The sequence below is a fragment of the Rothia sp. ND6WE1A genome (genome assembly GCF_001683935.1).
In the GTDB taxonomy this organism is placed as follows: Bacteria; Actinomycetota; Actinomycetes; order Actinomycetales; family Micrococcaceae; genus Rothia; species Rothia amarae.
On record NZ_LXTU01000061.1, the window covers coordinates 100,510 to 123,387 of the forward strand.

A 22,878-nucleotide genomic window follows, 5' to 3' on the forward strand; every position below is an offset into this window, starting at 1 on the left:
TCGTGTCTTGAAATACGACACGCTCCCCGCAAATTTTTCTCCTCTCCCGGCGGCAGAAGTGCTTATCTTGTCAGTGGACGTTGCTAGGTTGGAAGCACCAGTACCCCTCGTCGAGAGAAAACTATGTTCTTCTTGCCTACTTCTGACGGAACGTCTCAGCGTCACGCTGTCTTTTCTGCCAGCGATCTTGTGCTCGCTGCCACTTGTGAGTATGCCTCGCTTCAGGTGCTCGATGAAAAACTCGGCAGAATCCCCCGCAGCGATTTTGCAGAAGATGCATTACTGGCACGCACCAGTGTCTTGGGAGATCAGCATGAAAACGCGGTTTTAGAACAGTTCAAAGAACGGTTTGGGCAGTGGAACCCTGAGACCCATACCGGAGTATATGAGGTAGAGCCTGCCTCAGACTATTCGCGAGAAGCACTGGAAGCTAAACACCGCGAAACTATGCAGGCGCTTGAAGCTGGCGCCGACGTCGTCTTTCAAGCATCGTTCTTTGACGGCGAATTTCACGGGCGAGCAGACTTCCTCGTCAAAACTGGCCCCGGAGAATTCGCGGTGTACGACACTAAACTGGCCCGCCACGCTAAAGTAACTGCGCTCCTTCAGTTAGCAGCCTATGCGGATCAGCTCCTCAAAGCAGAGTTCGCTGTTCATCCAGATGCCGTGCTGATTCTCGGAACCGGAGAAGAATCAACCCACAACATCTATGAGATTCTGCCGGTCTTTCGCGAACGCCGACGCCGCTTCCTCGACACCTTAGCGCGCCATTCGCAAGAGGGCGTAGAGGCGGTGAGCTGGTTTGGGTCGGAAGATGTTGCCCGCTGTGGCAGGTGCGAGCGGTGCGCCGTTGAAATTCAGAAGCACCGGGACATGCTGTTGGTGGCTGGCATGAGCGTGCGCACCCGCAATAATTTGTGGGCAAAGTATGGGATTCGCACTATTGATGAGTTGGCTACTTTAGAGCCGCAGCGGGGGTACTTGCCGGCGTCATATCAGAAGCTTAAAGATCAGGCGGCCTTACAGACTGGGCTAGCTGGGTTCGATGGTTCGCGCACTTTCACTAAAAACGGGCAGTCACATACTGTGTCCTACGCTCTTTTGCCCAGTAGCACATTGGGTTCGTTACCTCGTGCTAACCCCGGTGATATTTTCTTCGATTTCGAAGGTGATCCGCTGTGGCAGGATGGCGAAGGTTCATGGGGTTTGGAGTACCTCTTTGGGGTAGTTGAAGCCGATAGCTCCGCAGAGACTGCTCGGTTTATTCCGTTTTGGGCGCATGACCGGGTGGAGGAACGTCGCGCCCTCATGGATTTCTTAGAGTACGTGCGCCGGCGCAGGCAGCAGTACCCTGGGATGAAGATTTACCACTATGCAAACTATGAGAAACGCGCGCTACGGGGCTTAGCGGCACGCCATGGCGTGGGTGAAGAAACCGTGGATGAACTCTTGCGAGAAAACGTGCTGGTTGATCTTTTTGAGACCGTGCGCCACTCGCTGAGAATTAGCGAAAATTCCTACAGCATTAAAAAGCTTGAGCCACTCTATATGGGTGAGAATTTACGCGGTGGAGAAGTAACTGACGCCGGTGCTTCCGTGGTTGCCTACGCAGATTTTTGCACCGCTAGAGACACCGGCAATGCAGAGCTAGCAGAACATATCAAGAGTTCGATTGCTGACTATAACGAGTATGACTGTGTTTCCACCCTGCGCTTGCGTAATTGGTTATTGGAGTTGGCGGGGCGAAATGCCGCTGAAGAATCCGCAAACGTTCTGACTCATTCGAGCGGGGACGACGCCGCACAGGGGCCGCTGGAGGAGCTGGTAGCGGCGTCGGGTAAAGACCGCGAAGAAGCGTCTGCAGCAGAAAAAGCCCTCATTGAATTTGTAGAGAATCTTGACCCTGAGCAGGGGCTGGGTGCAGATGAGCAAGCCATTGCCATGGTTGCTTCTGCCACCGGTTACCACCGCCGCGAGCGCAAACAGTTCTGGTGGGATCACTTTGACCGGTTGGCATCTGCCGTGGAGGAGTGGGAGGAAACCCGCAATGTGGCGCTATTTGAACGCGCCGACGTCGTCGAAGATTGGGCGAAGGATCCGGATCGTCCGCGTGCTCAGCCTACGCGGTTGTTGGGGGTGCGGGCTCGGGTGGCTGAAGGTTCCTCGCTTAAAGAAGGCGATAGTGGTCTGTATCTGATGTACCAGGATTCGTTTCCACCTTATATTGAGGCAAAGTTAGCGGAGCAGGCAGAGAAGTTCGCCGCTTCGAATGACGGGATAGTTCCCGATGTTCTTCGGGCCGGTGATTTCAGGGGAACGATTGAGAGTATCGAAACTCAGCTCGATGGAACGGTGAATATGCGTATTCGGGAATCACTCCCCCGCGGTGCAGAAGAATTCACGCAGATTCCTATGGCGCTCACTCCCCCGCAGCCACTGCAAACCAAGGCGCAGGAGCAGTCTCTCCAAGGTCTAGCGGAAGAGGTAGGCGCGTATCTACCTGAGATTCCCGATGCGCCGGAACTAGATATTCTGCGGCGTCGAGCACCCCGGCTCAAACCTGGACATACCCTAGAGCGCCCTAACGTCGAAAAACACGGCTCTTTTGCCACTATCGAGGCTATCTATGCGGCAGTATCCGCATTGGATCGGTCCTATGTGGCAGTACAAGGGCCTCCCGGTTCTGGCAAGACTTTCTTAGGCTCGCATGTGATAGGTCGTTTGATTCAGGACGGCTGGAAGATTGGGGTGGTCGCTCAATCTCACGCCGTCGTCGAAAACGTGTTGCTGGGCTGTATTGAAAAAGGCAAAGTGCGCCCCGAACAGGTCGCAAAATTTGCCGGCAAAACTCAGATGTCCCAGGCACCCTGGGTGGAAGTGGACCAGAATGCGTTGGCTCAGGCACTCAAAGAACCTGCTGGTTTTCTCATCGGCGGCACAGCCTGGGATTTTTCCAGCGATAAGAAATTTGATGCACGAGTACTCGATCTTTTGGTTATTGACGAGGCCGGTCAGTATTCGCTAGCCAATACGCTTGCGGTTGCACGCGCGGCACAAAACATGCTGCTATTGGGGGATCCCCAGCAGCTTCCTCAAGTCACCCAAGGCACCCACCCCTACCCGGTGGATGAATCGGCTCTCGGCTGGCTCTCTGCTGGGCATGACACACTGCCCGAGAAGTTAGGCTATTTCTTGGATGTCTCCTGGCGTATGCACCCAGCATTGTGTGCCCCGGTTTCGCTACTCTCCTATAGCGGTAAGCTCCAATCGGCGCCTGCCGGTGCGCAGCGAGAGCTTGCTGGGTGGGCACCTGGGATTTTTGTGCGAGAGGTTGACCATCGAGGAAACACTACCTCTTCAATAGAAGAGGCACTGGAGGTAGCCCATATTGCGCGGAGCTTCATCGGCGCTCAGTGGACAGAAAACTTAGCTCACCCCGAAAAGTACCGCTCCTTAGAACCCGAAGATATTTTGGTAGTTGCTGCTTATAACGCCCAGGTGGATCTCATCACTGAAAAACTAGAGTCGGCAGGGTTGAAGGACGAAGACGGCGGAGTGCGCGTAGGCACGGTCGATAAGTTCCAAGGGCAAGAAGCTCCGGTAGTGATTGTCTCCATGGCGGCGTCCTCCGCCGGCGAATCGGCCCGCGGGGCAGAGTTCTTGCTCTCCCCCAACCGACTCAACGTGGCGATATCCCGCGGTCAATGGTGTGCTGTGCTCGTGAAATCTTCCTCTCTCACCAATTTTCTACCGACGACCCCCGCCGGGTTGTCTCAGTTAGGCGGGTTTGTGCGTCTTGCAGAAGATTCTTCTCCCTTCCCCGCAGAGTAAAATAACAGCAGGCCTTGCCTGTAAGAGCTCGAAAGGAGCCACCTGTGCCATTGCACCGCACTGAACGCGCACGCACCCCTTACCTCTTTCATTTCAAGGGGCAAACGGTAGCTTTGGGCAACCCAGAATTTCTCTTTGGAATCAACGATTTACTGCTAAAAGCGGGAATATCTACTCGTCCTACTTTCTGGGATCAGGCATATTTTGAGGGACCTTCTGGCGAGTATATAGAGCTCAAAGGCACCGGGGTAGAAGATTTTGGGGCAGCGAACGATAAAAGTATGCTCAACTCGGTGGGCGCTAATTTAGAGCGGGAAGAATTTTGGGATGCCATAGAAAAAGGTGTTTTCTTAGGGACTTCCTGGCCTGTTGGCAACGCACCGTTGGTGCTCAATGAGATGCCGGTGTGGCTCAAAAACGCGCGTTCTTGGGAGTTTGATTCAGTATTGCCACCCGATGGTCCAGGAGAGATGGGCGGCTGGGCACGATTGGACGAACGTGCCGGCGCTGGTTACCCGGTAGGACTTTTTCAGCTCACTTCAGAAGATTCTTTTTGGGTCCTTGGTTCTGCCGATGACCTTGACGGCATCATGGAGCTCTGCCGCGAACTCGCCCCTATTCGAACAGGTTTTAGCCAAGCCACCGGTTTTATCGGTACCGACGCGCGGTACAACTGTTTGGCACTGCCCATGGGATGTCGGCAAGTATTGCAGGAAGAATTATTCGCTGCGGGAGTATATGCAGAAACGCTTTTCTGGGAGTAACACGAGAGTTACTTCATCAACCCTGCCCGGTTGATTTGGCATACTGAGGGGTGTGTATGTAGTGACCCTTATTTCTCGTTCCCCCGAGAGCCCAGAAAATTTCTCTGAATTGCTAGAGCAGCTCAACGCTCTTGAGCCAGCCATCCCTTTCATTCAGACATACCCCGATGAAGTTCAAGGTGGTTTTGAATCCGCAGAACCAGCGCTTCGAGCCATGTTGTTAGCTACCCCAGAGGCTCGTTTCTGGGCAGGTATCGGAGTCGGCGCGGTGAAAGCACCCCGATTCGCCGCAGCACTCGGTGCGATTTCCACCCCCGAGTGCTCAGGCGACGCGCTGGATTTCTCCCGTCTTGCCGTCGAACAAGCTCAAACAGGGTCACCTGCGCGCGGCGTCGTTGTCCTGGGGCATCATCGAGCTTTTTCAGAGCAAGCAACGGGTTTAGCGCGGCTCATTTTCCGCGTCGCTAGCGAGCGCACCGACGCGGAAAATCGGGTGCTCTCGCTCATCGTTCCAGGGGTGCGTGGGCAGCAGAAAGCTGTAGCTCAGGCGCTGGGAATATCTGCACAGGCGGTTAGTAAAACGCTGGTGCGTTCTTACTATCACGAGCAAGAAGCAGCTTTGCCAGCTCTGGCGGAGATACTCATCAATCTCGATCAAGACAGCTAATTTAGCGCAAAGTCACTGCATCAAGAACGAAGTCAGCAACATGGCGGGAACTGCGGCGCAGGTGGAAAGCAGTACGATATCGCGGGTCAGCACGACTGAAATTTGGTAGCGCGACGCGTAGTTAAAGAGGTTCTGAGCGGTCGGCAAACCCGCGAGAACCGTGGCGGCGGTAAGGTCTTCGCGGGAAAGATGGAAGACCAGCGAACCGAGCAGGAATGCCACCAGCGGCATTAGTGCCACCTTGAAAATAACTGCGGTCAATGTTTCGGCGCGCTGATCTACCACGGTTAGTGGTTTGTTGCCTCGCAGAGACATACCAAAAGCAATCAGAATAAGCGGGATACCCGCTCCGCCAATTAGGCGCAACGGTTCCAGCGCGATATCCAGCATAGGAACGTTCAGCGCGTTGCAGACCACGCCAAGCAAGGATCCGATGACCAGCGGATTCCGCAAAGGCTGAGTGGCGACGTCCTTGAGGCTGAACCTCCCCCGGCTGGTGATATCAAGAACCGCCAACAGCACCGGCGTCAAAAAGACAAGCTGGAACAGCAAAATAGGTGCCACCTGTGCCGGATCCCCAAAGATATAAGTGGCAACTGGCAAGCCCATATTATTGGCATTGACCATACCTGAACCCGTAGCGCCCAGAACCGTGCGGGCTATCCCCCGGCCTAGCACAACCCCAAAAATCACCGTGTATAACAGGGCAACGACGCAAAAGCTGATTGCCGCAACAGGTAGCCTGCTGGAGAAGATGATAGAAAGATCAGCACGATAGAGGGTGCCAAACATCAAGGCAGGTAGCGCAACGAAAAAGGCAAAACGGTTGAGCACCACCCCGGCGTTCGAGGGAAGTATTTCAACACGGGCAAGAACATAGCCCACAGCTACGACTACACCAATAATGGTGAAGCCTTCTAAAACTCCGAGCATCCGTTCTCCCTCCTGAGTTCCCCGATTGCGCAGGCACCAGACCTAGCGCATCGAACACATCGAACCGGGTAACTGGCCGCGGTGGTCTGCCACCCAACCGTAGATTTTCTCGGCGACCTTACGAACGGGTCTAAAAAGTAGCAGGACGCCGGTTCCTCGCACCCAACGCTTGTGACTTGTTTTCAGTGCCAACGCAATACCGACCACCCCGTAAGCAACCTGGCCGGTCGGTAGCACAAAGGGAATAGCCCGCTCAAACCTCCGTAAGTCAACGCCATGAACAATAAGCTCCTCGCGCCATCCCGGCTCAATATCTGCACGCAGGTCGAGCCGCCGCAAAAGAGCGGCGGCTCGTGTACACAATCCACAGTCCGGGTCGAAAAGAAGGGTGCTCATAGGAGAAACTTTACTCTGCAGAGGGGAGCATTGACCGCCCGGCACAGCATCGGATGGAGGTACTTATAGACGGCGAACTCATCTACTTCGCTGCGGAGATAAACCCTTCTTGTACCATCCAGTCGTAGGCAACCTGCGCCGGATCCTGCCCCTCGACGTCGACCTTGTAGTTCAGGTCCATCATGACGTCATTATTGAGTTTTGCCGCTACTTGGTCGTAGGCGCCTTCCAATTCAGGGTAACGTTGCAACGTTTCGGTGTTGAACACGGCGGCGGCGTTGTAGGCGGGGAAGTACTGGCGGTCGTCCTCTAACACGGTGAGATTAAGTGCCTTGATACGTCCGTCGGTAGTGAAGACTTCGCCAAAGTTACATGAGCCATCCGCCGTGGCGGTGTAGACCGTGCCGGTATCCATGATGGATATGTTTCCATCGGGCAAACCGTTGGCTTCTCCGCGGGGCATGTCGTAGGTTTTGAGCATCCCGTTGAGACCATCAGAGCGGGAGTTAAACTCGGCTTCTATGCAGAGAGTGCGATCTTCTGCTGGGAGCTTGGCGATATCAGAAAGCTTGGTCAGATCGTGTTCCTTAGCGTAATCCGAGCGGACGGCAAACGAATAAGTATTGTTGAGCTCGCTCGGCTTACCCCAGGTGAGCCCATTTTTCTTATCTGCTTCGGATACGGCATTCCACATGGCGGTTTGATCAGCGATGCTTTCGCTGTTGCCCATATACGTCATCCAGGCGGTGCCGGTGTACTCCCATTCCATGTCGACCTCGCCGTTCAACATGACCTTGCGGGCAGGTTGGGAACCGGGGATGTTCGTCATGTCTGTGACTTCGAACCCGGCGGCGTCAGCCACCAGCACACCAATTTTGCCGAGAATCACCTGTTCAGTGAAGTTCTTAGCACCGACGGTGAGTTTCTGCCCTTCGGCGCCGTCAATCGGTTGGATAGAACCGGCAGAGGCAGCGGGAACCTCTGAGGTTGAGGGCTTCAGACCGCAACCTGTCAATCCCAGCAGAGAGATGGTCGCTACTGCGCCGATGTGGTGGAGCTTAGAAAATTTCATGCTTAGAGTCCCTTCGGCGTAACGGCGGTTTCTATCACGCGTGCAATCCAGTCAACAGCAAGTGCAAAGACAGCTACCAGCAGGGAGCCGAAAATGAGTACACGATCCAGTGCCAGATTGACGCCGGTGGTGATGAGCAAGCCCAAACCGCCACCGTTGATAAAGGTTGCCAGAGTTGCGGTACCAACCAGTAGGACGAGCGCGGTACGAATACCTGCGAGCATCACGGGAACCGCCAGGGGTAGTTCAACTTTCCACAGCACCATGCCAGGGCTCATGCCCATGCCGCGGGCAGCTTCAATAGTTCGCTTATCGACAGCTTCTAGTCCGACCATGGTGTTCTTGAGAACCGGTAAGAAGGCGTAGACCACCAGGGTTACAATCGCAGCGGTAGTACCAAAGCTGAGCCAGAAAGCGAAAAGCACAATCAGACCCACCGGAGGCGCTGCCTGACCGATATTCGCCAGCGCCATCACCGGCGTCGTCAACTTACGGAAGGGACCGCGCGTGAGCAATATGCCCACGGGGATTGCCGTCACAAGCACAATAACCGCTGAAATAATGGTTAGTTTGAGGTGCTCCCATGCCAGCGTGCTGAGGTAAGAAGCATTCAGGGTGATGCGCTCAGTCTCGGTGAGGTCTGCAGTGCTCATCCACCAGAACATCACGCCCAGAATAACCAGCAAGACGATGGGCTGAATCAGCAAACCCTTCCACGAGTTAGCTTGGGTCAGCGACGCTGTGGCTTCTTTCGTTTCGGTTTGCTCTTGAGTAGCTGAACTCATGCACGCTCACTCCCCCGGTGGGTCTCAGCAGGGTCGGAATGTTCTGCCCAGGGAGCAGAATCGTTCTCTACTTCAGTGGCAGTTTCTTCTTCATCCATAGCGTAAGAGATCACGCCGTTTTCGCCCGTTGCAAGCTTGGGGATCGCACCGGTGTTGTGGCCAACGGGTGTGGAAACTTCTTCGGGGTCAGCAGAGATATGGTCGATAGCCTTAATCACGGTTTGAACAGTGATAATGCCCTGGTAAGCACCGCGCGAACCGGTCACAGCGGCATCCGAGGAACCTGCCACAAGCATGGTGTCCAGTGCGTCGTCGAGAGTTGCAGAATCGGATACCACGGGGAACTGACGGGCGTGAGCTGCCCCGACGGTAGTCATGCGTTCTAGCTGACGGCGAGTCACCCAGCCGATAGGACGGTCACGGGAATCAAGCATAATAGCCCGTAATACCCCGGCTTCGTTCATGTGGGCGACGGCAGTTGCGGCGTCCTCTCCCACGGTGAAAGCCGGCGCTTGGCGGATATCGACGTCGCGTACGCGGGTGAGGCCCAGCTGCTTCAAGCCGGCACCCGAACCAATGAAATCCTCTACGAATTCGTTGGCGGGATGAGCCAGAATCTGTTCAGGTGTGCCGTATTGTTCGATTTTGCCGCCTTCGTTGAAGATGACAATCCAGTCGCCGAGTTTCACGGCTTCGTCGAAGTCGTGGGTCACGAACACAATTGTTTTGTGTAATTCAGCCTGTACGTGAATGAGTTCTTCTTGCAAGCGCTGGCGGGTAATTGGATCCACCGCGCCGAAGGGCTCATCCATGAGCAAAACGGGCGGATCGGCAGCTAGTGCACGAGCCACACCCACGCGCTGCTGCTGACCACCGGAGAGTTCTTTGGGGTAGCGGTCGCGGTAAATTTCAGGGTCGAGGGAAACGAGTTCGAGAAGTTCGTCGGTTCGATCGGCGATTCGCTGTTTATCCCATTTCAGCATTTTGGGAACTAGCCCCACGTTTGCCCCCACGGTCAGGTGAGGTAGTAATCCGCCTGCCTGAATGACGTAGCCGATACGACGTCGTAGTTCGTCACCATTCATGGTCGTGACGTCTTCACCGTTGATAACGATTCTGCCGCTGGTGGGTTCAATCAGGCGGTTAATCATTTTTAACGTGGTGGTTTTGCCGCAGCCAGAAGGACCGACGAACATGACGGTTTTACCGGCGGGAATCTCTAGGGTGAGCTGGTTGACCGCAGCTTTTTTGGCACCGTAAGACTTGGTGACGTTCTCCAACAGGATAGTCGCACCGGTAATTTCGGTCATCGAGGGGTTGAAGGCAACTTTGTTGCCCGTATTTGAGTTGTGTTCTGCAGTGGAGTTAGGCACGGATACCTCGCGAGATGGTAAGACGGCCCAGCAGGAGCAGGAGCCCGTCAAGAATAAGAGCAATAACGACGACGGCGACCACGGCGGTCACCACGGATTCAAAGGAGTTCGCCCCGCCCAGGCGGGAGAGCCCGGAGAAGATGAAGCTGCCGAGTCCGGGGCCCAAAACATAGGCGCTAATGGCGGCAACGCCCATGGTCATTTGGGCAGAAACGCGCATGCCAGCGAGAATAACTGGCCATGCCATAGGTAGCTCCACCTTGAAGAAGGTTTCCATAGATGACATGCCGATGCCGCGGGCAGCTTCAATGAGCGAACGATCGACGCCCGCTAACCCCACTAACGCGTTACGCAGAATGGGGAGAAGGCAATAGAAAGTTAAGACCACAACTGCAGGAGCCACGCCAAAGCCGAGCGGCGCAATCATCAAACCAAGGAGAGCGAACGATGGGATGGTCAACCCCACGGCCGACACTGAGTTCGCAACACCGGAAAGGGTTTTACTGCGGTAGCATAACGCTGCAATGAAAATGGCTATGACGGTAGCTAGCAATAGGCACTGGGCAACCAATGAGAAATGTTGCCAGCTCGCCGAGAGTATCTGTGGCCAGCGGTCGGAGAGATAGGAACCCACTGGTTTTCCTCACGTTGAAGATTGAATGATTGGGGATATATAACTCATCAAGAATAACAGTATGCTTATCTTTACCCAAGTGATGGGGGCTCATAGACAAGCAGTTTGTATCAAAAAAGCCGGTAAGTACCACCATAATTTTGGTACAAAACCGACTTTTCTGATACAAACTCAGATTACTGCGCTAGGAGTCTCTAGAGGAGCTCTTGGAGAATCGGCACGACGCCGTCCTTGTACACGCTGAGGGTCACGTCGTTGGCCGCCTCAATGATTTCATCAGGCGCCTCGCCCATCGCCACTCCGCGCGCTGCCCAGTGGATCATTTCTTTGTCGTTATGCCCGTCCCCCATGGCAACGGTGTGCGCGGGGTCGATATGAAGGTGACGTCGAATCTGCTCTAACGCCGACGCCTTAGAGACGCCATGCGCGGCCAAGTCCAGCCACGCAGCCCATCCCACGGCATAGTTCACCCCATGCAGACCTGCCTCATAGATGGACTTCTTGAAGGTTTCCGGGTCCACATCATCAGCAAAGACCACCACACGAGTAGCACTCTCATGCTGAAGCATTTCTTCTTTAGTGACCGGTATGGTTTTGGCACCGAACGAGCCGTCTTCAAAATCGTCGGTAGCGAAAATTTCGCCCGACGGCGATTCCAGTGCCATCTGCGCGTAAGGCACCTTTTCTTGCAAGAGAGCAATAGCGCGGGTGGGATTGAACTTCACGGTGTCCAGTACTCGGTATCCGTTGTCGAATTTGGGGGAAAGCTCCAAAGTGACCGCCCCGTTAGAAGTCACCATGTACCCGTGTTCAATCCCTAGCATCTCGGCAATCGGGAGAGCCGCCTGTCGAGAGCGCCCAGTAGCAATTACTACCACGTGCCCAGCACTGACGACATCCTGCACCGCCAATTTCACGGCGTCGGTCATGGTGCCATCGTGGTAAACCAGCGTGCCATCAATGTCTAGGGCTACTAAATATCGTGCTCCGTCCTCTTTGACCCAGTTACTCCGAACCGGCGGATGCACTCGTACTTGTTCCATTACACTTATCACCCTCGCTACTTTTCCAGTGTGAATTATCTATTTCTCAGCGTACAGATTGACTCCCTGGAAACGGAATGTGAATCTTTTGAAGCGTAAAGAAGCATGCATGCCATACCCTAAAAATCCTTTGCCAAGTGTGCTCTAAAGAACTAGTTTTCCCTAGAATTGATATACCTTTAACAGCAGCATGCACCCCAGGAGAGACAAAGATGTCAGATAAAACTTCCAAAATTTTAAAGGCGGCTTCAGCTACCGCTGGTATTGGCCTCACAGGACTCGCAACCTATGACGCCTTTCAGAAAAAGCACTCTATCCGCCGCAACTTCCCAGTAATTGGCTGGGCACGCTTTGGATTTGAGTTCATTCGCCCCGAATTACGCCAGTATTTCTTTGAGAGTAACCGTGATGGACGCCCCTTTAACCGAGATACCCGCACCATGATTTATGAGTACGCCAAGGGTCTTAGCGGCGAGAAAGCGTTCGGTACCGAGCAAGATATTTCTGAAGTGGGCTACGACATCGTACGCCACACTATGGCGCCTGTTCCCATGATGGCAGAAGAACCTTTCCAGCGCCTGGGCGGCCCCGATTGCACTCAGCCCTACGACATTTCACTTTTCAATATTTCTTCGATGAGCTTCGGTGCTCTCTCAGCTAACGCCGTAATGGCAATGAATAAGGGCGCTGCCATGGGCGGTTTCGCTCAAGAAACCGGTGAAGGCGGACTCACCAAATACCATTTGAAGCACGGCGCGGATCTCATCTGGGAATTCGGTTCGGGCTACTTTGGTTGCCGCGACGACGACGGCAAGTTCGACCCCGAGCTCTTTGCCAAGAAAGCTGCGACCCCTGAGGTCAAAGGCATTATGGTGAAGATTTCCCAGGGCGCAAAGCCCGGCTTGGGCGGTCACCTCCCCGGTGAAAAAGTTACCGAAGAAATCGCTGAGGCACGCCATGTTCCTGTAGGTCAGGACTGCATTTCACCGGCGGCTCACAGCGCTTTCACCACCCCGGTAGAGCTCATGCAGTTTGTGGGTCAGCTCCGCGAACTATCCAACGGCAAGCCTATAGGTATTAAATTCTGTGTAGGTTCGGAGATTGAGGTTCTATCCCTCTGCAAGGCAATGATCGAAACCGGCATCTGCCCCGACTGGATTACCGTTGACGGTGCAGAAGGCGGAACCGGTGCAGCTCCTCTCGAATTCGAAGATTCAGTAGGCGTACCGCTGACCAACGGTCTGATTATTGTTCAGAACGCACTGGTTGGCGCAGGTTTGCGCGACCGCGTTTCTATCGGAGCCGGCGGAAAGATTACCGGCGGCGCCGACGTCGTTCGTCGTATTGCCTTGGGCGCCGACTTCACTAACTCAGCCCGCGGTATGATGATGGCGACGGGCTGCGTACAGGCGCAGAAGTGCCACACCAACGAATGCCCCTCCGGTGTAGCTACTCAAAACGCATGGCTACAACGCGGTATCGATATTGATGACAAGGGTGCCCGCGTGCGTAATTACCACGTAGGCGTGATGAACTCAGCAATGCGTATTCTTGCCTCCATGGGCTTGGATTCTTTCAAAGACCTGGGTCCCGAGCACGTATTCCACCGTGTAGACTCCACGCACTCGCTGTCCTACGCAAAACTCTACGATTGGTTCGAACCTGGCGCTTTCCTCACCGGCGACGTACCCGAGGAATGGCAAGAGCGTTGGGAGCGCGCCGACGCCCACTCCTTCACTCCAGAGCACGCAAAACACCAGCGCGCCTAAGGAAAAAGTCTCGGCAGTTTTTCTGCCGAGGCTTTTCTTCTTTAAGGCTCATTTACTAACTCACCCATAAGAAGGACATATTTCTAGGCAATCCACTTTTCCCTTAGGGTAGGTTTTAGATATAGAAAACTTATAGTCGCGGCCAATCAACACGGCATCTTCAGACGCGCCGTTTGAGTCCACGGGAAACATGAGGGACCATGCTATCTGAATCTTCACGCCAAATTATTGAAGAAACGTTACCTGATATGCAAGAACGTATCAGGCGAATTACCCCTGCGTTTTACGATGACATGCTCACCGAACGCGAGGACTTACTCGATGGTATGTTCTCCCGTGTCGATCAGGCAGTAGGAACTCAGCCGCAAGCGCTGGCAGGTTCTATCACTTTCTTTGCCTCTTATGTACTGAACCATCCCGGCTCCAGCCCCGATGAGATTCTTACTCGTGTAGCACACAAACACGCCTCCCTGGGTGTTCCCGCTGAAGAATATGTGACGGTCTACCAGTTCCTCTTCAAAGCCATCGAAAAAGAATTTGGCGAGGAATACACCCCTGAATTCCGCGATGCGTGGACGGAAATCTACTGGATGATGGCAGATGCTCTCATTCGCATTGAACGTAGCCTCTACGATAGCCAGGCGAACGACCAGGTTAACGCACCTTTTACCCTGGTGAAAAAAGAACAAAAAGCAGACAAAATTTTCGACTTGGTATTCGAGCCTGCCGACGACACTCCCCTCAGCGATGTTAAAGCCGGACAGTACCTCTCGGTCATCGTCAAAACGAAAGACGGTTTGCGTCAGCCCCGCCAGTACGTTGCGCTACCCTGCGGTCTCAACCAGCGTCGCATCGCTGTGGAACTAGATAGAACGGGAGAAATTTCCCCCATTCTTACCGGACTGCAGGTAGGCGATACCGTAGAGATTTCTAACCCCTATGGAGATCTCACACTTGAGAAGACCGTCACCGACGGCTTCAGTCCCCTCTATGTCTTTACTCAGGGAATCGGCGTCGCCCCTGCTCTTGCTTTCGCCCACCAGTTGGCACGCGAGCACGCGGCGCGCGACGTCATTTTCGTACACGCCGACGAATCGCTGCGCACCTGGGCATACCGCAAAGAGCTAGAAGAAGCCACTGGCAAACTCCCCCACGGCAAGCTCATCAGTTTCTTGCAGGCCAGCGGTGAAGGAGACTTCACCGGAAATATCAACATGAAAAAGCTAGAGATCACTCCGCGTAGCTTTGCCTACGTGTGCGGTCCTGTTGATTTTAAGCAGACGGTGCGCTCAGGTTTGATTGCCAACGGCGTTCCCGGTAAAAACATCCAATTTGAGACCTTTGGGTCTGACCCTTACATGCACACGGCAACTCGCCGCACGATGCACAGACGATACTAAAGGAAACAAAAAGATGTGCCTCGAAGGTAATTTTTATAAGCCCTCGGGTTCATAAAAATTGCCTTCGAGGCACATTTTTATCCGTGCAGTGAGAAATTACTTCTTCTTCGCCACGGGGATGACCTTGAGACCGCCCATGTAAGGCTGTAGAGCCTCAGGAACGTTCACTGAACCGTCTTCATTCTGATGGGTTTCCAGAATTGCAACCAACCAGCGGGTAGTTGCCAGCGTGCCGTTGAGGGTTGCTACCGAGCGGGTAGCGCCCTTCTTGGTCTTGCCGTTGGCATCCACGGTATCTGCGGTACGCTCGCGCACGTTCAGACGACGTGCCTGGAAAGTGGTGCAGTTCGAGGTTGAGGTCAGCTCACGGTAAGTCTCCTGGGTAGGAACCCATGCTTCACAGTCGAACTTACGCGCAGCAGATGAGCCCAAATCACCAGCGGCAGTATCAATCACGCGGTAGGAAAGCTCGCACTTCTGCAGCATTTCCTCTTCCCAGCCCAACAGCTGATCATGAAGATCCTCAGCCTGTTCCTGGGGCGCGTAGATAAACATCTCTGCCTTATTGAACTGGTGCACACGAATAATGCCGCGGGTATCTTTACCAGCAGAACCAGCTTCACGGCGGTAGCAGGAGGACCAGCCGAGGTACTTGATGGGGCCGTCAGAGAAGTCCAAAATCTCATCGGCATGGTAGCCAGCGAGGGCAACTTCCGAAGTCCCTACCAAGTAGAGGTCATCGCGTTCAAGGCGGTAAATCTCGTCGTCATGCTTGACGTTGAACCCGGTACCGTTCATGGTCTCTGGGCGTACCAGAGTAGGGGTGGTCATCATAATGAAGCCGTTGGAAACTGCCTGATCCAACGCCATGGTCAAGAGCGCCTGCTCCATGCGAGCAACGTAGCCCTTGAGGAAGTAGAAACGGGAACCGGACACCTTGGCACCGCGTGCCATATCGATGCCGTCTACCAGCTCACCAATTTCTAGGTGATCGCGAGGCTCAAAACCCTCAGCTGAGAAATCACGGGGCTCGCCTACGGTCTTCAGAACCTTAAAGTCGTCTTCGCCGCCGGAAGGGATTCCTTCGATGATGAGGTTCTCGATGGTCATGAGCAGGTCGTCCAACTTCGCCTGAGCGTCGTCGGTAGCGGTCTTTGCCGCAGAGACTCGCTGGGAGAGCTCTTTGACCTCTGCCAGAAGAGCCTGCTTCTCTTCGCCTTGCGCCGCAGCGACCTTCTTGCCAAAAGCCTTCTGCTCAGCGCGCAGATTTTCAAACTCAGAGATGGACGAGCGGCGGTTGGAGTCCGCTTCAAGAATCTGGTCTACCAGTGATACGTCAGCGCCGCGTGCACGCTGCGATTCACGGAATATTTCGGGGTTTTCGCGCAGAAGATTAATGTCAATCACAGTTCTAAATTTACCGCATTTGCCGCGCATTCGCAGGGTTCACAGAAGCCTTAGCGGTGGGAACTTAAGTTGAATGTGTTTTAAGGATGTTCTCAGTCCACACACAGCAGCCCAGCGCCGTCGAGCTTGTTTGCCCTGTAAAGTAGTAAGCATGCAGAGAAACAAGAAAAATATCGCCGCCATCAGTGCCCTAGCGCTGGGTGTCACTTACACCGCGGTTTCGTGGGCTGTGGTCAAAGCGGGACAAAATAAACGTCCGGATATTTTTCCGACTTATCGCCCCTGGCACGTGATGCTTGAACCCACAGAGCCCAAGCGCGTGGCAGTAATTTTCAACCCCATCAAGGTGAACGCCCAATACGGGTGCAAGGTAGTGAAAGAGCAGCTTGCAGAAGCGGGCTGGGACGAGCCCATCTTCTACGAAACCGAGGTTGATGACCCCGGTTATTCGATGGCGAAAGACGCCGTGAAGAACGGCGCAGAGATTGTTATCGCCATCGGTGGCGACGGCACCGTGCGCGAGGTCGCAGCAGGTATTGCTGGTTCCGACGCCGCGCTCGGAATCGTTCCCCTGGGCACCGGCAACTTGCTGGCGCGTAACCTCAAACTGGAGTACTGGGATATTGAGGCATGCGTAAATTCAGCCTTGCACGGTTACACTCAGCCGATCGACATGGTGCGCATCAATATGCGCAATGAAGCTCGCACTGAAACCGTGCGCAACTTCCTGGTCATGGGTGGCGCAGGTTTCGACGCACAGATTATGACCGACGCCAACGAGGAACTCAAAGCACGATTCGGCTGGGTTGCCTACGTACAGTCGGGCCTGAAGAACGTGGTGGCACCGCGCCGACCAGCCAAGATTGTTCTCGACGACGAAACTATTCTGGATCGCAAAATTCGCACGGTACTCATCGCTAACTGTGGCGAAGTCCAGGGCGGAATCAAACTCACCTCATCTATTACCGCGCGCGATGGTCAACTCGAAGTTATTGTTTTGACCCCTCGTAGCCTCATGGGCTGGCTTCGCGTATCTGCACGATTCATGCTCGGCCCCAGCGTCTTCGACCGCCGCACCCCCGTGGTGGAACACTTCATTGGCAAGAAAGTTTCTGTTGATTTTGAAGGCGTGCCCCTGCCTGTTGAGGTCGACGGCGACGTACTGGAACCCGCCACCCATCTGGATGCCGAAATTGTGCCCGCAGCGGTGAACGTGCGCCTTTACCCCGAGGACAGAGTACGCACACGTCCGTGGAACGAAATACCCCAGGAAATTCTCGAATCCCGCGAAAAACTGCAGCAAAAACTCGCGGATTCTAGCGACACCATCCTGCAGGAATTCGTGGACACTCTCGAAGATCGCTCCCGCAAAGTGCAGAAGTGGTTCGATAAGTAAGGTTGATTCGTGGAGGTGAGAGCCACAGCGTAGCTTCAGCAAACTCTCACTCTCGGATCAGACCTTAGTGTTGCAGATTTTCCGGGCGTCCCTGCGGGAAGAGGGTTTCCACCCAGGCGCGGGCGGCGTCGAACGAGTCTTCGTTGTGGATAGGGTCGACGTTCGTCGGTCGTGAATCAGCGCGAGGGTAAGAACCCAGGAACTGGATATCCGGGGAGACCCTGTGGAGACCCCGCAGGGCGTCGCGGACCCGCGCGTCATAAATATGCCCATCAATATCCACTGAGAAAAAGTAAGAACCCAAGAAAGCACCGGTCGGTCTTGATTCGATACGCGAGAGGTTGATACCGCGTGTAGAGAACTGCTCCAAGAGCTCAAGCAGGGCGCCGGGGCGATCTTCGGGAAGCGGGATAGCGAGAGTGGTTTTGTCTGCCCCTGTAGCGGCGGGGATTTCGGGATTCTTAGCCACCAACACAAAGCGAGTGACTGCGTGCTTATTATCCCCGATGTTCTCTTCCAGCACCTTGAGTTCTGGGTGAGTTTTGGCGACTGCAGGGGCGCAAATTGCTGCGTCATAGGGTGGATGCTCGGTAAGCAAGCCCAGCGCGGCACCAGCGGTGGACGGACCGGGGATGTATTCGGCTGTGGGTACTCGTTGCTCTGCCCACGCGCGAACCTGCGCCCAGGCATGGGTGTGGGTAGAAATTTTCGTGATGTTTTCAAGAGAAATGTGTTCGCGCGCCACCAGCACGAATTGGATGGGCACAAGAATTTCCCGCACGATGCGCAGGCTGTTATCGAGAGCAATGGCATCAAGGGTCGCTGTCACACCGCCCTCCACCGAATTCTCAATAGGTACCATCGCGGCGTCAGCGTCCCCAGCACGGACGGCGTTCAACGCGCCGGGTACAGAGTTAGAAGGAAAACGCTCGGAAGTTGCCACCTCAGGTACAGCAAGAAGAGCGGTTTCGGTGAACGTGCCGGCGGGGCCGAGGAAGGTATAGCGCATGGTTTCCAGTGTAGATTCTCTTTTACTTTAGATTGCGTTCGCGCCTGAAAGTTTGGTCAATTTTGTGGCTTTTTGAGCGCCAAAACACCAAAAAATTGACCAAACTTTTTCCACAATTAAAAATAATCTTCAAAACAGCTCATGTTTATCCACAGATTTAGATCTTCCCGTCCCAGAGGCACGATTCTGGGTCACTATGTACTCATGGTGAACACTCCCAAAGTAGACGACTTACCGCCTATCTTCACGACGAATAATTTAGCCGACGGCGTTTCGCCCTATGCTTCCCATCGAGTGGAAGTGCGACGGCTGGGATATAAAATCTATGCTCTAAACCGAGCTGAAATCTCAGCAGAACAAAAAATCCACACATTTGCGCAAAGCGTGGAAAGTAGCGTTATTGCAGGACCATCAGCCTCTGTAATTTATGGACTCCGGACGCCTCCAGAACAGCAAGAAACAACTGATGTTTATTTATATACCCTTAACAACAAACGGGTGAGACGCCGCGGTATCAAGCAGTTGCGAGGCAAGCTGAGCCAGTCTGAAATCACCGAAGATGACAGCCATTGCATCACTACAGTCGAGCGCACTTTTCTAGACCTGGGATTGATGATGAGCGCTCGTCAACTAGTGTATGTGGCGGATGGTTTGTTGCCGGCGGCTCAAAGGCGACGAGTTTCTCTTACTACGAAGGATTCTTTGTTGGAGTATCTCCAACACAAGAAAAATCATCGCGGCAAAGAAGTCTGCCTTCAGGCACTAGACCTTGCAGCAGAGGGGGTCGATTCTGTCAAAGAAACAGAGCTGAGGCTACTTTTAGGCGAATATGGCATCACAGAGTTAGCTGTGAATCCGGTGATTCGTGATGGCTGCGGCAGGTACGTGTGTGAGCCTGATCTGGCAGATTTTGCTCGAAAGATAAGCATCCAGTACGAAGGGGTCCATCATACTGGTTTACGGCAGATGCGATTGGACGAAGAGCGCAGAGCACGCACTCATATAGCGGGATGGGTTGAAGTGCGTATTTTTGCGGCTGATCTCTACAATTTTGAATATTTTCGTGGGGCAATGATACCCAAAGCAGTGATGAAAGTTCTGCGGGCGAGAAACTCCTAAAGTATGGTCAATTTTGTGGCTTTTTGAGCGTCAAAACGCCAGAAAATTGACCACAGTTCGACGCGCGATGGTGAGCATCGGGGATACCACCTCTGAGAACCTTAGGTTCTCTGGGCCTGTCTTCCTTTAAGTGACAACCTTTACAATAGGAGGAACACCACGTGAGGAGGCAGTTTTGAGCGAACCACAGCTTAGCGCCCAGGAAAAATCGCCTGGGCCGCTCATCAACGGAACAACGTGGCACGTGGCGTATGCTCGCGGCGCGGCATATTCCCTGCTCATGTATGCATTTTTGGCGCACGTCCCCACCATAATTTTGGCTATTGCTCTTGCCGGCCATCTGGGCACTATTTTTGTTCTAACGCGCTGGAATCAAGATGGATTTCCCAACGAAACTCAAAAATTGAAAAATGCCCTTAACGCGTTGATTCTATTGTTTTCTTTCATTCTCACAATGATTTTCGCGGTCCTAGAAATATCCGAGTTAGCAGTTGAGATATGGGTATTTTTAGTTTTTCTGGCAGTCACCCTGAGCACTAAATATTTGCAGCCTACCGTTTATACCGGTTTTTGATTCTTATGGAAAGGAGCAAACATGGAAAGCTACTACCCCGGTTTCGAAACTCCTTCCGAAGAGCCACCCGACAAAACGGGCGTGTTTGACGGCGTCCGCTATGAGGAACGCTATGGCATGCCCTGGCCCAATGCTCTCGGCACCGCAGCCATGATGGCGCTCCTCCCGGCGGCTGCTTCGTATGGAATTCTCTGGCTTCTCCTAGTAGCACTTCTGAGCTTTGCGGCGATTGTGATTCTTGCTCGGATTGATCCCTTGAATTACCGCTGGTGGGGAGATAAGGGCTCCTATCCGCGCGCCACCCAGTCGACGTCCGGTGTCTTTTTGGTATTCATCCCCCTGCTGGTTCTGGTTCTCACGATAACCTCCTCGGGCGGTAATGTACTGGCTAGTCTCGTTTTTGGCGGCATCATTTTTGCGCTCTCGTTGTATTACTTCCGCAAGCTCATACCCTGGCGCTATCCGTTGAGAAAAGACCACCATGCCTAAATCCCGCACCGTTACTATCACCAACCAGATAAGGGTTCTCCGTTCAGGAGGTCCTTGGAAAAGCGCAATATTTATGGGAACAGTCTACGGATTAACCCCACTAATTGCTCAGATACAAATTATTTATAATCTTCCTGTTGTTTTGATTTTCCTTCCGGTGATGTGGTTTATTCAATGGACATTGGGGCAAAATTCTGCATGGGGATACACCTATGATCTAAAAATTACTAACCCTAGAAAAACCTTCCTTTTCCATACTTTTTTTCTCATTATTTTTTTAATTCTTTTATATTGCTTTATTCACACAATTCCCCATGCTGCTACATTAGGACTTATCTGCATTATTTGCGCTTTAGCTTTCACCTTAATGATTCACTATTTGATGCCCTGGGTCTACAAAGAACCCCGATCCGAGCATTTTCCACCCCAGGAAATGTAGCCTCCCCACGTGTGTCAAACTATGGTCAATTTTGTGGCTTTTTGAGCGCCAAAACACCAAAAAATTGACCACACTTCACATTGAGAGGGACAGTTGGCTTAGCCCTCAATCTGCGAGAGTATTAAAGAACTACCGCTACCCAACGACGTGAGGTGGAAAGAAAATGCGCATCGGCGTACCCAAAGAAATTAAGCCCCAGGAACAGCGTGTAGGCATGACTCCCGATGGAGTCTTCGCGCTCACCGCAAAAGGCCATGAAGTTTTTGTTGAGACCGGAGCTGGCGAAGGCGCCGGATTCTCCAACGAGGAATACGAGAAGGCAGGCGCCCAGCTCGTTACTCAGGACGACGCCTGGGGCAAGGCGGAACTTCTCGTCAAAGTAAAAGAACCCATCGAGGCTGAGTACAAGTATCTTCGGGAAGATCTCGCTGTCTTCACATACCTGCATTTAGCGGCGGATAAGCCCCTCACCGAAGCTCTTCTGAATTCCAAGACTCTCTCAATCGCCTACGAAACAGTGCGCGACGGACGCTTGCTCCCCCTCCTGCTACCGATGAGCGAAGTGGCAGGCCGGCTAGCCGCCGGTGCCGCAGCACAATACCTGCTCGGCACTGAAGGAGGCCCCGGCGTCCTGCTCGGCGGAACCCCCGGTGTTGCGCCCGCCCGTGTGGTCGTTATTGGCGGCGGAAATGTTGGCACCCAGGCAGCCCAAATCTCTGTTGGCTTGGGCGCAGAAGTAACCATCCTTGAAGGCTACGGCCCGCGCGTGCGCCAGCTATCCGACCAGTTCGGTTCCTCTGCTCGCGTGCTCACCTCAAACCCCGCAAACATTCGCAGGGAAATTGAGAACGCGGACGTCATTATCGGCTCCGTACTGGTCCCCGGTGCTAAAGCGCCGCACGTTATTAGCCGCGAAGACCTCAAGCACATGAAAGAAAATACCCTGTTGATTGACGTTGCAATCGACCAGGGCGGCTGCTTTGAGACTTCCCGCCCTACCACGTATGCAGACCCCATCTTTGAGGTCGATGGCATTCGCCATTACTGCGTGGCTAACATGCCCGGTGCGGTGCCACGCTCGTCCACCATCGCGCTCACCGACGCCACTCTCCCCTATATTCTCCGCTTGGCAGAGGGTGTGCGGGAAGCACTCGAAGCGGACCCCACGCTACAGCTCGGGGTGAACACCGACGGCGGCAAAATCACTTTTGCCGGAGTAGCCGAAGCGTTCCCCGAATTGCCTGCCGCATAAATCTCTGGTTGGCGTTTTGCGCTGGTGAAAAAGTGAAGCCCTGCAATCTTTTACGATGCAGGGCTTCACTGTATTAAGAAACGATACGTTTAGGCGCTTTCGCCTGCGAGCATCTCTTTAGCGGTGGGGTCTGAATCGTCGAGAAACTTATCGATTCGTTCAGCTTCGTCAGTCTCCCCAATTTCTGCTGCCGCCTGGCCTAGCAGATATAGGGCTTTGAGGAATCCTTGATTAGGAACGTGAGAGAAGGGTACAGGCCCGTGACCTTTCCAGCCGTTTCCGCGCAGCGCATCCAAGCCTCGGTGATAGCCGACGCGCGCGTAGGCGTAACCTTCCACGGTGTTGCCAGCGGCGAGGGCCTCTTCGGCGAGGTTTGCCCATGCCAGAGAAGACTTCGGAAAGTCTTTGACAATTTCTGCGGCAGGATCTGCCGATTGAATGCGGTTCTCTAGCTCAGCCTCACGAGGCAGGAAAGTGGGGTCTGGGCCGTCCAGAAGATTTTTACCAGCAAGTGACATTCTAAATA

General features: G+C 53.8%; 21 protein-coding genes. 11 read left to right on the forward strand and 10 right to left on the reverse strand.

The annotated features are described in order from the left end of the window. The first annotated feature begins 123 nt into the window (after positions 1 to 123). The 3 genes from A7E48_RS08725 (at position 124) to A7E48_RS08735 (ending at position 5,262) form a co-directional block, all read left to right on the forward strand. Complete coding sequence (locus tag A7E48_RS08725; protein ID WP_068172312.1) at positions 124 to 3,831, forward strand: bifunctional RecB family nuclease/DEAD/DEAH box helicase; 3,708 nt, start codon at positions 124 to 126, stop codon at positions 3,829 to 3,831. A gap of 44 nt (positions 3,832 to 3,875) precedes the next feature. Continuing rightward, positions 3,876 to 4,595 carry a hypothetical protein gene (locus tag A7E48_RS08730; RefSeq protein ID WP_068172315.1) on the forward strand — a complete coding sequence of 240 codons (720 nt, stop codon included), beginning with the start codon at positions 3,876 to 3,878 and terminating at the stop codon, positions 4,593 to 4,595. Positions 4,596 to 4,656: 61 nt separating this feature from the next. Continuing rightward, positions 4,657 to 5,262, forward strand: coding sequence for a recombinase RecJ (locus tag A7E48_RS08735; RefSeq protein WP_233126049.1), 606 nt, complete (start codon positions 4,657 to 4,659; stop codon positions 5,260 to 5,262). 12 nt (positions 5,263 to 5,274) lie between these two features. On the opposite strand, the gene A7E48_RS08740 is transcribed toward A7E48_RS08735, so the two are convergent. The 7 genes from A7E48_RS08740 to A7E48_RS08770 all read right to left on the reverse strand — a co-directional run bounded on the left by A7E48_RS08740 (position 5,275) and on the right by A7E48_RS08770 (position 11,498). Next, complete coding sequence (locus A7E48_RS08740) at positions 5,275 to 6,195, reverse strand: AEC family transporter (protein WP_068172321.1); 921 nt, start codon at positions 6,193 to 6,195, stop codon at positions 5,275 to 5,277. Between the two features lie 42 nt (positions 6,196 to 6,237). Continuing rightward, positions 6,238 to 6,591, reverse strand: coding sequence for a thiol-disulfide oxidoreductase DCC family protein (locus tag A7E48_RS08745; RefSeq protein WP_068172323.1), 354 nt, complete (start codon positions 6,589 to 6,591; stop codon positions 6,238 to 6,240). Between the two features lie 82 nt (positions 6,592 to 6,673). Next, on the reverse strand, positions 6,674 to 7,663 hold the full coding sequence (locus A7E48_RS08750; RefSeq protein WP_068172325.1) for a glycine betaine ABC transporter substrate-binding protein: 990 nt from the start codon (positions 7,661 to 7,663) through the stop codon (positions 6,674 to 6,676). Positions 7,664 to 7,665: 2 nt separating this feature from the next. Next, positions 7,666 to 8,448: an ABC transporter permease gene (locus A7E48_RS08755; protein WP_068172328.1), complete on the reverse strand. Its 783-nt coding sequence runs from the start codon at positions 8,446 to 8,448 to the stop codon at positions 7,666 to 7,668. After that, positions 8,445 to 9,758 carry a betaine/proline/choline family ABC transporter ATP-binding protein gene (locus tag A7E48_RS08760; protein WP_068172507.1) on the reverse strand — a complete coding sequence of 438 codons (1,314 nt, stop codon included), beginning with the start codon at positions 9,756 to 9,758 and terminating at the stop codon, positions 8,445 to 8,447. Before A7E48_RS08760 ends, A7E48_RS08755 begins: the two co-directional genes overlap by 4 nt. Before the next feature lie 55 nt (positions 9,759 to 9,813). After that, a complete protein-coding gene (locus A7E48_RS08765; protein WP_068172331.1) occupies positions 9,814 to 10,455 on the reverse strand; it encodes an ABC transporter permease in 642 nt (213 codons plus the stop codon). A 194-nt stretch (positions 10,456 to 10,649) separates the two neighbouring features. Next, on the reverse strand, positions 10,650 to 11,498 hold the full coding sequence (locus A7E48_RS08770) for a Cof-type HAD-IIB family hydrolase (protein WP_068172335.1): 849 nt from the start codon (positions 11,496 to 11,498) through the stop codon (positions 10,650 to 10,652). A gap of 212 nt (positions 11,499 to 11,710) precedes the next feature. Between A7E48_RS08770 and A7E48_RS08775 the strand changes: the two genes are divergently transcribed. Both A7E48_RS08775 and A7E48_RS08780 read left to right on the forward strand, forming a co-directional pair. Further along, a complete protein-coding gene (locus A7E48_RS08775; RefSeq protein WP_068172338.1) occupies positions 11,711 to 13,267 on the forward strand; it encodes an FMN-binding glutamate synthase family protein in 1,557 nt (518 codons plus the stop codon). A 200-nt stretch (positions 13,268 to 13,467) separates the two neighbouring features. Beyond that, the gene (locus A7E48_RS08780; RefSeq protein ID WP_068172341.1) at positions 13,468 to 14,667 is read left to right on the forward strand and encodes a globin domain-containing protein; all 1,200 of its coding nucleotides are present in this window, start codon (positions 13,468 to 13,470) and stop codon (positions 14,665 to 14,667) included. A gap of 96 nt (positions 14,668 to 14,763) precedes the next feature. On the opposite strand, the gene serS is transcribed toward A7E48_RS08780, so the two are convergent. Further along, entirely contained in the window at positions 14,764 to 16,074 is a 1,311-nt protein-coding gene (gene serS, locus A7E48_RS08785; RefSeq protein ID WP_068172510.1) for a serine--tRNA ligase, read from the reverse strand. Positions 16,075 to 16,225: 151 nt separating this feature from the next. Between serS and A7E48_RS08790 the strand changes: the two genes are divergently transcribed. Beyond that, positions 16,226 to 17,470 carry a diacylglycerol kinase family protein gene (locus tag A7E48_RS08790; protein WP_068172343.1) on the forward strand — a complete coding sequence of 415 codons (1,245 nt, stop codon included), beginning with the start codon at positions 16,226 to 16,228 and terminating at the stop codon, positions 17,468 to 17,470. A 64-nt stretch (positions 17,471 to 17,534) separates the two neighbouring features. On the opposite strand, the gene pheA is transcribed toward A7E48_RS08790, so the two are convergent. Beyond that, entirely contained in the window at positions 17,535 to 18,479 is a 945-nt protein-coding gene (gene pheA, locus A7E48_RS08795; protein ID WP_068172346.1) for a prephenate dehydratase, read from the reverse strand. A gap of 204 nt (positions 18,480 to 18,683) precedes the next feature. Between pheA and A7E48_RS08800 the strand changes: the two genes are divergently transcribed. The 5 genes from A7E48_RS08800 to ald all read left to right on the forward strand — a co-directional run bounded on the left by A7E48_RS08800 (position 18,684) and on the right by ald (position 22,352). Continuing rightward, complete coding sequence (locus A7E48_RS08800; protein WP_068172348.1) at positions 18,684 to 19,598, forward strand: hypothetical protein; 915 nt, start codon at positions 18,684 to 18,686, stop codon at positions 19,596 to 19,598. A 175-nt stretch (positions 19,599 to 19,773) separates the two neighbouring features. Continuing rightward, positions 19,774 to 20,172: a hypothetical protein gene (locus A7E48_RS08805; RefSeq protein ID WP_068172351.1), complete on the forward strand. Its 399-nt coding sequence runs from the start codon at positions 19,774 to 19,776 to the stop codon at positions 20,170 to 20,172. A 21-nt stretch (positions 20,173 to 20,193) separates the two neighbouring features. After that, positions 20,194 to 20,661, forward strand: coding sequence for a hypothetical protein (locus tag A7E48_RS08810; RefSeq protein ID WP_068172354.1), 468 nt, complete (start codon positions 20,194 to 20,196; stop codon positions 20,659 to 20,661). Beyond that, complete coding sequence (locus A7E48_RS08815; protein ID WP_068172357.1) at positions 20,654 to 21,100, forward strand: hypothetical protein; 447 nt, start codon at positions 20,654 to 20,656, stop codon at positions 21,098 to 21,100. Before A7E48_RS08810 ends, A7E48_RS08815 begins: the two co-directional genes overlap by 8 nt. Before the next feature lie 163 nt (positions 21,101 to 21,263). Beyond that, positions 21,264 to 22,352, forward strand: coding sequence for an alanine dehydrogenase (ald, locus tag A7E48_RS08820; protein WP_068172360.1), 1,089 nt, complete (start codon positions 21,264 to 21,266; stop codon positions 22,350 to 22,352). 89 nt (positions 22,353 to 22,441) lie between these two features. Here ald and A7E48_RS08825 read toward each other — a convergent pair whose 3' ends face one another. Further along, positions 22,442 to 22,870 carry a DUF3151 domain-containing protein gene (locus tag A7E48_RS08825; protein ID WP_068172363.1) on the reverse strand — a complete coding sequence of 143 codons (429 nt, stop codon included), beginning with the start codon at positions 22,868 to 22,870 and terminating at the stop codon, positions 22,442 to 22,444. Between the last annotated feature and the right edge of the window lie 8 nt (positions 22,871 to 22,878).